12 protein-coding genes are annotated in these 13,602 nt (G+C 58.5%); 8 read left to right on the top strand and 4 right to left on the bottom strand.

Annotated elements, in window-relative coordinates; genetic code table 11:
• Positions 1–178: 178 nt before the first annotated feature.
• Positions 179–544, top strand: coding sequence for an eCIS core domain-containing protein (locus tag ACR0FG_RS09700; RefSeq protein WP_170713060.1), 366 nt, complete (start codon positions 179–181; stop codon positions 542–544).
• Between the two features lie 106 nt (positions 545–650).
• Here the strand turns inward: ACR0FG_RS09700 and fdhF are convergent, their stop codons facing one another.
• The 4 genes from fdhF to ychF all read right to left on the bottom strand — a co-directional run bounded on the left by fdhF (position 651) and on the right by ychF (position 7,380).
• Positions 651–3,434, bottom strand: coding sequence for a formate dehydrogenase subunit alpha (gene fdhF / locus ACR0FG_RS09695; protein WP_480892442.1), 2,784 nt, complete (start codon positions 3,432–3,434; stop codon positions 651–653).
• A 14-nt stretch (positions 3,435–3,448) separates the two neighbouring features.
• Complete coding sequence (locus ACR0FG_RS09690; protein WP_480892440.1) at positions 3,449–5,152, bottom strand: NAD(P)H-dependent oxidoreductase subunit E; 1,704 nt, start codon at positions 5,150–5,152, stop codon at positions 3,449–3,451.
• 85 nt (positions 5,153–5,237) lie between these two features.
• Positions 5,238–6,119 (bottom strand): LysR family transcriptional regulator, encoded by an 882-nt coding sequence (locus ACR0FG_RS09685; RefSeq protein WP_170713065.1) that lies wholly within the window; start codon positions 6,117–6,119, stop codon positions 5,238–5,240.
• Positions 6,120–6,282: 163 nt separating this feature from the next.
• Complete coding sequence (ychF, locus tag ACR0FG_RS09680) at positions 6,283–7,380, bottom strand: redox-regulated ATPase YchF (protein WP_480892437.1); 1,098 nt, start codon at positions 7,378–7,380, stop codon at positions 6,283–6,285.
• Between the two features lie 198 nt (positions 7,381–7,578).
• On the opposite strand from ychF, the gene ACR0FG_RS09675 reads away from it, so the two are divergent.
• The 7 genes from ACR0FG_RS09675 to ACR0FG_RS09645 all read left to right on the top strand — a co-directional run bounded on the left by ACR0FG_RS09675 (position 7,579) and on the right by ACR0FG_RS09645 (position 13,601).
• Positions 7,579–8,064 carry an acyloxyacyl hydrolase gene (locus ACR0FG_RS09675; RefSeq protein ID WP_170713071.1) on the top strand — a complete coding sequence of 162 codons (486 nt, stop codon included), beginning with the start codon at positions 7,579–7,581 and terminating at the stop codon, positions 8,062–8,064.
• Between the two features lie 79 nt (positions 8,065–8,143).
• Positions 8,144–8,935 (top strand): tryptophan synthase subunit alpha, encoded by a 792-nt coding sequence (gene trpA / locus ACR0FG_RS09670; protein ID WP_480892434.1) that lies wholly within the window; start codon positions 8,144–8,146, stop codon positions 8,933–8,935.
• Between the two features lie 155 nt (positions 8,936–9,090).
• Positions 9,091–10,257 carry an alpha-hydroxy acid oxidase gene (locus tag ACR0FG_RS09665; RefSeq protein ID WP_480892432.1) on the top strand — a complete coding sequence of 389 codons (1,167 nt, stop codon included), beginning with the start codon at positions 9,091–9,093 and terminating at the stop codon, positions 10,255–10,257.
• A gap of 236 nt (positions 10,258–10,493) precedes the next feature.
• A complete protein-coding gene (locus ACR0FG_RS09660) occupies positions 10,494–11,153 on the top strand; it encodes a 50S ribosomal protein L25/general stress protein Ctc (RefSeq protein ID WP_480892430.1) in 660 nt (219 codons plus the stop codon).
• A gap of 133 nt (positions 11,154–11,286) precedes the next feature.
• Positions 11,287–11,970 carry an aminoacyl-tRNA hydrolase gene (gene pth / locus ACR0FG_RS09655; protein WP_480892427.1) on the top strand — a complete coding sequence of 228 codons (684 nt, stop codon included), beginning with the start codon at positions 11,287–11,289 and terminating at the stop codon, positions 11,968–11,970.
• 83 nt (positions 11,971–12,053) lie between these two features.
• Positions 12,054–13,217 carry a serine hydrolase domain-containing protein gene (locus ACR0FG_RS09650; protein WP_480892424.1) on the top strand — a complete coding sequence of 388 codons (1,164 nt, stop codon included), beginning with the start codon at positions 12,054–12,056 and terminating at the stop codon, positions 13,215–13,217.
• A gap of 9 nt (positions 13,218–13,226) precedes the next feature.
• A complete protein-coding gene (locus tag ACR0FG_RS09645; protein WP_480892421.1) occupies positions 13,227–13,601 on the top strand; it encodes a DUF2237 family protein in 375 nt (124 codons plus the stop codon).
• The last annotated feature ends 1 nt before the right edge of the window (position 13,602 follow it).

The raw sequence follows: 13,602 nt of genomic DNA, 5'->3' as shown, positions 1-13,602 counted from the left end.
CACTTCTCCGATTATCAAGCGCCTATGACGCCAACTAACACCTGCAATTTCCAAACCATCAAGACAAAAGAACAGCCACCCGCCTCAAAAATGCCATGCTAAGTGTGACTCTTATCACAGACCAAGGTTCCCGATTTGGCGCTATAAAGACCCAGAAATCTGCACTTAGGAGTATCCCATGCAAGCGAACGAGGCCGAGAAAATCGTCGGAGCGCTGAAGAACAAAAAGGCGAAGGTAAAGGCCATCGGAACCGAAGTTTCCGGCACCAAGGCGACCAAGCTGGACAAAAAGCTGCGCGAGGGTCTGGAAGGCGCTCTTGGCGCTGATCTGTCGAAAGTTCGTATTCATGTCGGCGGCAACGCCGCAGATATTTGCAAAGACCTGAAGGCAAAGGCTTTCACAAACGGAAACGATATCTACTTTGCTAAAGGTGCGGATGCAAAAAACAACAAGCTCATCGCACATGAGCTGACGCATGTGGTCCAGCAGGCACGGGGCCGAATGCCCAAACCGCAGAAGGGTAAAGTGCTGGTTTCGAAGTAAAACCTGTTGAAGGCGGGCTTTCGCAACGCGATGCGACTGGGCCCCGAACGTAAAAGGGTTGGCTCGAAACCGTGCCAACCCTTTTTGTCATCTGCGGATGCCCTGACTATTCCGCTGCGATAGCGTCCTCGATCTTTTCGACGCGGATGGCCGAGAACTTGAACTCGGGGATCTTGCCATAAGGGTCGATGGCCGAGTTGGTCAGGATATTCGCCGCCGCCTCAACATAGGCGAACGGGATAAACACCATATCTTCGGCAATCGCCCGGTCGGCCCGTACCATGATCTCGATCGAGCCGCGCCTGGTGGTCAGACGGACCATTTCGCCCGGTTCAATGCCCATCAGTTTCAGCGTACGCGGGTTCATCGAACAGTTCGCTTCCGGTTCAACCGCATCCAGAACGTTGGACCGGCGCGTCATCGAGCCCGTATGCCAATGTTCCAGCTGACGACCTGTGGTGGCGATCATCGGGTATTCGTCATCCGGGGCTTCATCCGGCGGGATGACGCTGGCGGGGGTGAACCGAGCACGGCCATCCGCGCGCGGGAAACCATCGCCAAACACAATCGCCTGCCCCGGGTCTGTCTCGGACAGCGACGGATAGGTGATCGTCTCGGTCTCCAGACGCTCCCACGTGATGTTGTTGAGCGAGTTCATCGTCAACTTCATCTCGGCAAAGACCTGGGACACATCGGTGTAATCCCAGTTCAGCCCGATCCGCTGCGCCAGTTCGACTGTGATCTTCCAATCCTCGCGCGCCTCACCCGGAGGCGTCACGGCAGGACGCACCCGCTGCACCTGACGGTTGGTGTTCGATACGGTGCCGTTCTTTTCATACAGCGCTGAGGCAGGCAGGATGATATCGGCATAGTTCGCCGTTTCGGTCAGGAAGATGTCCTGCACGATCATCAGGTCCAGCTTGGCCAGCGCATCGCGCGCGTGGTTTACATCCGGGTCGGACATGGCCGGGTTTTCACCCATGATGTACATGCCCTTGATGTTGCCCTGATAGGCTTGGTCGATGATCTCGGTCACGGTCAAACCCTTCTCGTTCGAGAAGTCATCCGAGTTCCAGACATTGTTGAACTTCGCGCGGATGCCGTCATCCATCACTGACTGATAGTCCGGCAGGAACATCGGGATCAGACCCGCGTCGGACGCACCTTGCACATTGTTCTGACCGCGCAGCGGGTGCAGACCTGCGCCGGGTTTGCCGACATTGCCAGTCATCAGCGCCAGCGAGATCAGACAGCGCGAATTGTCCGTGCCGTGGATGTGCTGGCTGACGCCCATACCCCAGAAGATCAGACCGGCCTTGGCCTGCGCGAAGGTCCGCGCGACGCGGCGCAACTGATCCGGCTCGATGCCGCAGATTGGGGCCATCGCCTCGGGCGTGAACTGGCGCAGATGCTCTTTCTCGGCTTCCCAGTTTTCGGTCCAGCGGTGGATGTATTGGCTATCGTACAGCTCTTCTTCGACGATCACATTCATGATCGCGTTGAGCATCGACACGTCGGCACCCGGACGGAATTGCAGCATCTCATCCGCAAACTTGCGCATCCCGACGCCGCGCGGATCCATCACGATCAGCTTGCCGCCGCGCTTGGCGAACTGCTTGAAGTAGGTCGCCGCGACGGGGTGGTTTTCAATCGGGTTCGAGCCGATGATGATCGCCACATCCGCGTTTTCGATCTCGTTGAAAGTCGCGGTTACGGCGCCCGAGCCCACGTTCTCGATCAAAGCAGCAACAGACGACGCATGGCACAGGCGGGTGCAGTGATCGACGTTGTTGTGCTTGAACCCCTGACGGATGAACTTCTGGAACAGATACGCTTCTTCGTTGGTACACTTGGCCGAACCAAAGCCTGCGACGCTGCGCGGGTCTTCTTCGCGCAGGGCTTTCAGTTTGGTGGCGGCCAGATCCATCGCCTCTTCCCAGGTCGCTTCGCGGAAATGGGTCGAGAGATTGCCCGGATCAACGTTCAGACCCTTTTCAGGAGCATCCTCACGCCGGATCAGTGGCTTGGTCAGGCGGTGCGGGTGGTGGATATAGTCAAAGCCGAACCGGCCCTTGACGCACAGGCGGCCTTCGTTTGCGGGGCCGTTTATGCCCTCGACATACTTGACCTTGCCGTCCTTGACCTTCAGCGAGACTTTACAGCCCACACCGCAGAACGGGCAGACGCTTTCGGTTTCACTGTCGTAATCCTTGCTGTCACCCTTCTGCTGGTCGTCCAGCACGGTGGCAGGCATCAGTGCGCCGGTTGGGCAGGCCTGAACGCATTCACCGCAGGCCACACAGGTTGAATCGCCCATCGGGTCGTTCTGGTCAAACACCACCTGCGCGGTGTGGCCGCGACCAGCCATGCCGATCACGTCATTCACCTGCACATCACGGCAGGCGCGGACGCAGAGGTTGCAGTTGATGCAGGCGTCCAGATTAACGCGCATCGCAAGGTGGCTGTCATCCAGCAGCGGGATTTTCTCGGCCTCTTTCGCCGGAAAACGACTGTCGCTGACATCGTTCAGTTTGGCCATGTCCCAGAAATGGCTGGAGGCATCGTGTGCTTCCTCGGGCTGATCCGCGACCAACAGTTCCATGACCATCGCGCGCGATTTATCGGCCCGCGCGCTGTCGGTCTTCACCACCATACCGTCCGCCGCTGGACGGATGCACGAGGCGACCAGCGTGCGCTCACCTTCCACCTCGACCATACAGGCACGGCAGTTGCCGTCGGGGCGATAACCCGGCTGCGGCTTGTGGCACAGATGAGGGATGGTGAAACCCTGCCCCTTGGCGGCTTCCCAGATGGTCCAGCCCTCGGGCACGGTGACATCTTCGCCGTTCAGGTTGAAGGTGACGGTCTTGTTTGGGCTTGCGTCTAGCATGGCTCTGTCTCCCTTCAGATTTCGTCAGCGAAATGTTTCATGACAAGGCGGATCGGGTTCGGGGCCGCCTGCCCCAGACCGCAGATCGAAGCATCGCCCATTACCTGACACAGATCTTCCAACAGATCGGTGTCCCACTTGTCGGCTTGCATCAGCTTGACCGCCTTTTCGCAGCCCGCCCGGCAGGGCGTGCACTGGCCGCAGCTTTCATCTTCGAAGAAGCGCAGCATGTTCAGCGCCGCATCGCGGGCGGTGTCCTGATCGGACAGAACCACCACGGCGGCCGACCCGATAAAGGTGCCATGCGGCTGCAGCGTGTCGAAATCCAGCGGGATGTCATCCATCGACGCAGGCAGCAGGCCCGAGGACGGCCCACCCGGCTGATAGGCCTTGAATGTCTGCCCTTCGGCCATGCCACCAGCCGCCTCGATCACGTCCAGAATGGTCGAGCCCGCAGGCAGCAGGTAAACCCCCGGCTGCGCCACCCGGCCCGAGACCGAATAGCTGCGCAGGCCCTTGCGGCCATTCTTTTCGGTGCTGCTCAGGCATTCCGGCCCCTCGCGGCACACTTTGGTGACCCAATACAGCGTCTCGACATTGTGCACCAAGGTCGGGCGGTTAAAGACCCCAACCTGCGCCACAAACGGAGGACGATGACGCGGCAGGCCCTTCTTGCCTTCGATCGATTCAATCATCGCGGATTCTTCACCGCAGATATAAGCACCAGCACCGCGGCGCAGATCGACATAGCCGGGCTCAACAATTCCGGCCTGCTCCAGTGCAGCGATCTCACGGCGCAGAATCTCAAGTACCGCCGGATATTCGTCGCGCATGTAGATAAAGCAGGTCTCGGCCTCGACCGCCCAAGCGGCGATCAACATGCCCTCAAGAAAGACATGCGGCGTGCGCTCAAGATAGTAACGGTCTTTGAACGTGCCCGGTTCGCCCTCATCCCCGTTAACGGCCAGATAGCGCGGGCCTTCGTTCATGCGAACAAAGCCCCATTTCTTGCCGGACGGGAAACCGGCGCCACCCAGACCACGCAGGCCCGAGGACAGGACATCTTCCTGCACCTTCTCCCAATCGCCACCGTCGCGCAACTCTTTCAGCTTGGCGTAACCGCCGTTGGCCTCATAGGTAGCGAAGATCTCATAATCGGGCAGATGTGCATGGGTGTCATCGGCGGCAATCGCAGCCTGCACCTTTTCAGGGGTCGCGTGGTCGATGTGGTTATGGCCGATCTCAAGTACCGGAGCGGTATCACAGCGACCCATGCAAGGCGCGCGCACAACACGGACCTGCGACGCATCCAGCCCATCTTCCAAAGCTTTCTGCAACTGTTGGGCGCCTGCCATCTCACAAGACAGGGAATCGCAGACCCGGATGGTCAGGGCGGGTGGAGGCGCCTCGCCTTCTTTCACCACATCGAAATGAGCATAGAAGGTCGCGGTTTCGTAAATCTCAGCCTGACCGACCCGCATCTCAACCGCCAGCGCGGCGATGTGGTCGGCGCTAATATGGCCGTGTTCATCCTGAATCAAATGCAGGAATTCGATCAGCAGATCGCGGCGGCGCGGACGGTCGCCCAGCAGGCGCGCAATTTCCGCCTGTGCGTCGTCCGAGAATTGACGGCCTTTCGGCGTGTGCCGCCCTTTGCCTTTACCTGACTTCCAGACGCCCTTTGGTGCGCCTGATGGCTTGGTGTCTAATGGTGCCATGATGCCCTCCGATTCAGGCCCCGTGTCTCATCAGACTAGCATATCGTCAAATCTCTTGTCGCAATCGCACGATAACGACAGCTTATCACCGCAATGAGGCGACCACGGCCCGCAACGCTTCGACCGTGGGCAATTCCGGCGCGCGAGTCAGGGTCGCAAGACAGATTGGTTTGCTCACGACCGGATCGATCAGAGGAAGCACTTTTGTCCCGCGCAACTCTCCAAAAGCGCGCACCAGAACGCGCGGCACCACGGTGGCCGCCAGCCCCTCGCGGGCCATGACCATTGCGGCAGTAAAGCCGCTGGTTTCGGCCACCACATGCGGGTGCAGGCCCTGTTCGGCAAAGACCCGGTCCAGAATGCGCCGGTTCTGCATCTGCGGCTCAAGCAGGCTGATCGGGAAATCGGCCACCTGCGCCCAGGGGATCGGGCCGGTTTCCTCGGTCATATGGGACGGAATCAGCAGCACATAGGTTTCTTCATAAAGCGGCTGCACCTGCCGGAAATCAGTACCGATACTGTCGCCATAGGTGATCCCGGCGTCCAGACTGCCCTCGTCCAGCCGATGCTGAATGGCCGATGCCGACATGGTCTCGATCCGTGACAGGATGCGTGGATGCGCCTGTTGCAGCCGCTTGATCAGCCGCCCCGTGAAGGCAATCGCCGTTGGGATCACGCCAAGGATCAGCGTTCCGGTGATCTCACCCTTCGAGGCCAGCACCTGTTGTTCCAGCGCCTTGGTGTCATCCAGAATACGCCGCGCCCGCAGAACGATCATCTCGCCCTCTTCGGTCAGACCCTGAAACCGATTGGCACGGCGGACGATCGAAACGCCCAACCGGTCTTCGAGGTTGCGGATACGCATAGAAAACGCGGGCTGCGAAATCCCACACTCCTCCGCCGCCTTGGCAAAATGGCGATGCCGCGCAAGGGCGCTGAGCAGTTGGAGGTCGCGGATTTCGATCATGTGGGGGTGTCTCTGTAGGCTGATCACCGCAACATTAGCGAAGTTTTTACGCAATAGAAAAGAGCAAGCGTGTCGTTGAAAGCGAGGGCTACGCGCCGGAAACTTCAAAAGTTTCCGGCACGATTTCATTTAATGAAATCGGTTGTCGGGCACTTAAGTCGGGTTACGTATTAAACAGGAAGTGCATCACATCGCCGTCCTTGACGATGTAGCCCTTGCCCTCGGCCCGCATTTTGCCCGCCTCTTTCGCGCCTTGCTCGCCATTGGCGGCGATGTAGTCGTCATAGGCGATTGTTTCAGCGCGGATAAAGCCTTTCTCAAAGTCCCCGTGGATCACACCAGCGGCCTGCGGGGCGGCGGTGCCGGTGCGAATGGTCCAGGCGCGGGCCTCTTTCGGGCCGACGGTGAAATAGGTTTCCAGTTTCAGCAGATCGTAACCAGCGCGGATCAGACGGTCGAGTCCGGGTTCTTCCAGACCCATTTCCTCTAGGAACATCTGCGCCTCGTCCGCTTCCAACAGGCTGATCTCTTCTTCGATCTTCGCGCTGATGATGACATGAGAATTGCCCTGCGCAGCGGCCATTTCAGCCACTTTCGCAGAATATTCATTGCCCTCGGCGGCTTCCTCCTCGGAGACATTGCAGACATAGAGCACCGGTTTGGTGGTCAGCAGTTGCAGCATCTTCCAGGCCTTGGCATCCTCGTCCGAAACCTCAACCAGTCGCGCGGGCTTGCCGTTTTCCAGCATCTCTTGCGCGGTGGCCAGCAAACGATCCTGCTGTGCAGCCTCTTTGTCGTTGCCCTTCAGCTTGCGCACCAGATTGGCGCGGCGCTTTTCGATGCTTTCCAGATCCGCCAGCATCAGCTCGGTCTCGATGGTATCAGCATCAGCCACGGGATCGACGCGACCATCCACATGGGTCACGTCGCCATCCTCAAAGCAGCGCAGCACATGAGCAATCGCATCCGTCTCGCGGATATTGGCCAGAAACTGGTTGCCCAGCCCTTCGCCTTTCGAGGCCCCCTTCACCAGACCGGCGATATCCACAAAAGTCATCCGCGTCGGAATGATCTGTTTCGACGACGCAATCGCCGCCAGCTTGTCCAGCCGGTCATCGGGAACGGCAACGTCGCCCACATTGGGTTCAATTGTGCAGAACGGGAAGTTCGCAGCCTGCGCGGCAGCGGTTTTGGTCAGCGCATTGAAGAGGGTCGATTTGCCCACATTCGGCAGACCCACGATTCCCATTTTAAAGCCCATAGCGGCCTCCTGATGCCAGATCAGCGCCGCTTCTATGCAGGTCGGGCGCAATGCGCAAGACGCTGGGTTTATTGGTCACAGTTGGCAGTTACGCTGCCCGGGCAGGTTGTCACGCATTCGTGTGATTGCGAACATTGAAACGCCACACTCGGGCGCAAAGGTAAAAGTACAGATACAGTTGAAGAGTGAAGACACGCCATGAAACCTCTCTGCATTGCAACCGCGCTGTGCCTGTCCGCGACAATCGCACAGGCTCAATCCGTCATTCTCGGCGCCGGATACTCGGACTTTTCCGATAATCAGGCTGATGATCATGCTGTTTTCTCTCTCGAATACCATCACAGCCCTTTTTACGAAGCGACACGCCTGTCCGCGACTTGGGGCAGCGCCCTGACCGTGGACGAAGCCGGGAATGTTCATGTCGGCATCGGTCTCGTCGGGTATTACAGTTTTGCCGAGCGCTGGTTTGTCGAAGGCAGCGTGATGCCGGGGTATTTTTCCGAATCCGATCAGCTCAACGACCTTGGGGGCGAGTTTCAGATCCGCAGCCTTCTGGGCGTCGGGTATACGTTGGACAACGGCAACAAAGTTTCGGTCGCCATCACGCATAAATCCAACGCCAGCACAAACGATGACAACCCCGGCGTCAACTCGGTGCTGCTGCGGTATCACTGGGCGTTCTGAGGTTGCGCTGCGGAACCGGGATTGATTTTCGGTCAAACTTTCTGCACATCAGGTCGAAACCTGTATGCAAGGACCGCAGATGACCCGTATAGACGCCAAATTCGCCGCTTTGAAGGAACAGGGCAAAAAGGCTTTTGTCGCCTACGTCATGGCCGGAGACCCCGATTATGACACCTCTCTTGAGGTGGTGAAGGGCTTGCCTGGCGCGGGTGTCGATGTGATCGAACTGGGGCTGCCGTTTACCGACCCGATGGCCGACGGCCCCACTATTCAGGCGGCGGGCCAACGGGCGCTGGATGGCGGCATGACGCTGCAGCGCACCCTTGATCTGGCGCGCGCGTTTCGTGAAACCGATGACACGACCCCGATTGTCCTGATGGGGTATTACAACCCGATCTACAGCCGTGGCGTCGACAGGTTCCTGGCTGACGCCAAAGAGGCCGGGATCGACGGCCTGATCGTTGTCGATCTGCCGCCCGAGGAAGATCAGGAATTGTGCCTGCCCGCGCAGGCAGCGGGGCTGAACTTCATCCGACTGGCCACCCCGACAACAGATGACACCCGCTTGCCGCGCGTTTTGCAGAACACATCAGGGTTTGTCTATTACGTATCGATCACCGGTATCACCGGCGCGGCCGAAGCGCAGGCCACCGATGTGGCCCCCGAGGTTGCGCGGATCAAAGCTGGAACCGACCTTCCGGTCATTGTCGGATTTGGCATCAATACCCCCGACAAGTCCAAAGCCATCGCCAGCGTCGCCGATGGTGCGGTTGTCGGCTCGGCCATCGTAAGCCAGATCGGAGCAGGCAAACCTGTTCCCGAGATACTCGATTTTGTCAGATCCCTTGCCGATGGCGCGCATTCCGCCTGAAGCCTTACATATCCGACCCACCGCTTGCGCCGCAGCCGATAGATATCGGGTGCGGCTTTTTTGCGTCGGGCGACAAGCAGCCGCATCCCCGAATAGTTGCGGTGGCCCACTTCAATTGGTAAAGAATGTTAACCAATCCTTCGAAGGCCCCGAATATGCCCGTCATTACCAATATCGAAGACCTCAAGCGAATCTATGAGCGCCGCGTACCGCGCATGTTTTTCGACTACGCCGAAAGCGGAAGCTGGACGGAACAGACCTTTCGCGAAAACACGTCGGATTTCGTAGATATCCGCCTGCGCCAACGGGTTGCCGTGGACATGTCGGGGCGAACAACCGCGTCGCAGATGATTGGTCAGGATGTCTCGATGCCGGTTGCACTGGCACCGGTTGGGCTGACGGGGATGCAGCACGCCGATGGCGAGATCAAAGCCGCCCGCGCCGCAGAGGCGTTTGGGGTGCCCTTTACCCTGTCGACTATGTCCATCAACTCGATCGAAGACGTGGCCGAGGCGACCAGCAAACCGTTCTGGTTTCAGCTTTATACCATGAAGGACGAGGATTATGTCTCGCGCCTGATCCAGCGCGCGAAAGACGCCAAGTGCTCGGCTCTGGTGATCACACTGGACCTGCAAATCCTGGGCCAGCGCCACAAGGATCTTAAGAACGGGCTGTCCGCGCCGCCGAAACTGACCCCGAAAACCATCGCCAACCTGATGACCAAATGGGCCTGGGGGATCGAGATGCTGGGCGCAAAACGGCGTGAGTTCGGCAATATCGTGGGTCATGTGGACAATGTATCGGACACGCGGGCTTTGGGTGCATGGACGGCAGAACAATTCGACCCCAGCCTTGATTGGTCGAAGGTCGAAAGGTTGATGGAACAATGGGGTGGCAAGGTCATTCTCAAGGGCATCCTGGATGCCGAAGACGCCAAGATGGCCGCCAAACTTGGGGCGGATGCCATCATCGTGTCAAACCACGGCGGCCGCCAACTGGATGGCGCGCTGAGTTCGATCCGCGTTCTGCCCGAAATTATGGATGCCGTCGGCGGTGACATCGAAGTGCATCTGGACAGCGGTATCCGGTCCGGTCAGGACGTGCTCAAGGCGCTGGCACTGGGGGCAAAAGGAACCTTTATCGGACGCGCCTTTATCTACGGGCTCGGAGCAATGGGCCAGAAGGGCGTAACAGCCGCGCTTGAGGTTATTCAAAAGGAACTCGACACCACCATGGCGCTGTGCGGCGAACGCAAAGTGGGTGATCTGGGGCGACACAACCTGCTGGTTCCAGAGGATTTCGGCGGTCGCTGGCAAGGCTGACCAGCGCAAAAGAGGGCTCTGCCCCCGCCGCGGCAAGCGGCGACTCCCCCGAGGTATTTTCAAACAGAAGAAGAATGCGCGGCGTCCCTTGCTTCTTCTGTTCAGAAATACCTCGGAGCGCGAGGCAGAGCCTCGCAAAAAACCACTTTCCAAACCCAATGAATCAAGCTAAGGACGCGGTTTCACGCGGGCATACAGCCTTGGAGGATGCTCGCCCTAACATTTGGAGAATTATCATGGCTGGAGAGATTCCTGATCTCGTAGCTCTGGAACGGACGGGGACAGGCAAGGGCGCCGCTCGTCAGGCACGCCGCGACGGCATGGTTCCGGGCATTGTATTTGGTGGCGACAAAGACCCGCTGCCGATCCAGATCCCGTTCAACGTCCTGTTCAAGCGCCTGAAAGCGGGCCGGTTCAAGTCGACCCTGTGGAACCTGAAGGTTGAAGGCCACGAAGACGTCCGCGTCATCTGCCGCGACGTTCAGCGCGACGTTGTCAAAGACCTGCCGACCCACCTGGACCTGATGCGCCTGCGTCGGACCACCAAGATCGCACTGTTTATCCCCGTTGAGTTCATCAACGAAGAAGCAGCGCCCGGCATCAAAAAGGGTGGCGTTCTAACCGTTGTCCGCCCCGAAGTTGAGCTGATGTGCACCGCCGGTGACATTCCTGAAAAGATCACTGTCGATCTGACCGGAATGGAAATCAACGACGTTGTCACCATCTCGTCGGTTGATCTGCCTGCAGGCACCAAGCCGACCATCGACCGTGACTTCGTGATCGCCAACGTTTCGGCACCGACCGGTCTGTCGACCAGTGACGATGAAGAGGGCGAAGAAGAAGTCGCCGCAGATGAAGTCGAAGTTGTCGGCAAGGAAGAGGCAGCGGAAGAATAATTCCGGGCCTTTCTGGAGTTTTGAAACGGGCTTCCCTTGGAGGCCCGTTTTCTTTTGGTCGGCACGGGGTGGAAACCCAAGGCCAATTCGTGCCATCAACCAGGGGCATTTTGCGCAGGCAAAGGACCACGCGATGAAGCTGTTTGTCGGATTGGGAAATCCCGGATCAAAATATGCCCGCAACCGGCACAACATCGGTTTCATGGCATTGGATCGCATTGCCGCAGATCACGGCTTTGGGCCTTGGAAATCCAAGTTTCAGGCCGAAATCTCCGAAGGTCGTCTGGGGCGAGAAAAGGTCCTGTTGGTGAAGCCCCAGACGTTTATGAATCGCTCCGGCCAGTCCGTTGGCGAGGCGATGCGGTTTTACAAACTGGACTCGACGGACGTCACCGTTTTCCATGATGAGCTTGACCTCGCCCCCGGCAAGGTGCGCGTCAAGGCGGGCGGTGGCCACGCTGGCCACAATGGGCTGCGCTCGATCCACGAACATATCAGCCCGGCTTATGACCGGGTTCGGTTGGGCATTGGCCATCCGGGTCGGAAAGAAATGGTCTCTCCTTATGTTCTGAGCGATTTCGCCAAGGCGGATTCCGACTGGCTTGAGGATGTTCTGCGTGGTGTTTCGGACGGGGCTGCATTTCTGGCCGAAGACGAGGGTGGCAAGTTCATGAATGCCGTCGCCCTGCGCACCGCCCCGGCGCGATCATCCAAGACCCCTATCAAGCCTGCTGCCGAGCCGCGGCAAGCCGAACCGGTTGAACCAGCCTCTGACGATCGCTCACCCATGCAAAAATTGTTGGACAAATTCCGCTAGCAAAATCGCCCGTGCCGCAACGTTCCGGATTGCGGTATGCGTCTGGTGCCGGTCCTATGGGACGTGCGTAAGGGAGGAAACGCATGAGAACCCTATTCAGGTGGATGCTGCGCATCCTGCTGGCCCTGATTCTGGCAGCGCTGGTCGTCGGAATTTGGAAACGAGAAGAAATTCAGCGCCTATTGGCCGTTAACTCTCTGTTTTCCGAAGACAAGATCGTTCACAACTTCTCGCATATGGATGACGCGTTTCTGACCGTCGATCTGCCACGCGGCAATGGTCCGACATGGGAGCTGTCATATGGACCCGGTTTTGACCTGCCCGAAGGGACAGACCAGTGGATCGCGGACCGCTCTGTCACCTCTCTGCTGGTCATGCAGAATGGGCAAATTCGGTTCGAAGAATACTATCTGGGCACCGCGCCCGAGGATCGGCGGATTTCGTGGTCGGTTGCCAAAAGCTATCTGTCGGCCCTTTTGGGAATCCTGCTTACCGAAGGCGCAATCGGGTCGCTGGACGATCCGGTTGTGAAATACGCGCCAAAACTCGAAGGCAGCGCCTATGACGGCGCTACGATCCGCAATGTTCTGAACATGGCCAGCGGCGTGACATTTGACGAGGATTATCTGGACTACAACTCGGACATCAACCGCATGGGCCGCGTGGTGGCACTGGGCGGAGAGCTGGATGATTTCGCCGCGTCCTTGCAGGACAGCTTCATCGAGCCCGGCGAAAGCTGGCAATACGTATCAATCGACACGCATGTGGTCGGGATGGTGGTTCGCGGGGCGACCGGACGCAGCGTGTCCGAGTTGCTGGTCGAACGGATCATTCAGCCGCTGGGGCTGGAATATGACGGGTATTACATCACCGATGGCGCAGGCGTCGCCTTTGTGCTGGGCGGGTTGAACTTTACGACGCGTGATTTCGCGCGGTTTGGACAAATGATCCTGCAGAATGGCGTTCGGGACGGCAACCAGATTGTGCCCGCAGACTGGATTGCGGATTCGACATGGCCCAGCGCACCAACTGAACCCGGAAAGATGGGATATGGCTACCAATGGTGGATCCCCAAAAACGCGCATGAGGGCGAGTTTGTGGCGCGTGGTGTCTATGGGCAATACATCTATTTCGATCAGCCGCGCGGTGTCCTGATCGTCTCCACCGGGGCCGATCGTCAGTTTCGCGAACCGGGCGTAAACGACGCCAACATAGAAATGTTCCGCAAGATCGCGCAAAGCCTGTAGAGTGCGGTCATGCAAAAGCAAGATAGCATCAATGTGTTGGGTGGCGTTCTGGCCCCCTGCTCTCGCAAGCCGCTGACCGGGTTTTTCCGTGACGGTGCGTGTAACACCTGCCCCGAGGATCAGGGTAGCCATACGGTCTGTGCGGTCATGACGGCAGAGTTTCTGGCCTATTCCAAATATGTGGGCAATGACCTCAGCACACCGCGCCCCGAATTTGACTTTCCCGGTCTGAAACCCGGCGACAGCTGGTGCCTGTGCGCCGCGCGGTTTCTGCAAGCCCATGACGAGGGCTGCGCGCCCAAGGTTCATCTTGAGGCGACACATAAACGGGCGTTGGAAATTGTGACGCTGGACGTCCTGAAGATGAATGAAGCCGATTCCTGAT

It is taken from the genome of Ruegeria sp. E1 (genome assembly GCF_056534225.1).
This window is presented reverse-complemented; position numbering and strand designations above follow the sequence as displayed.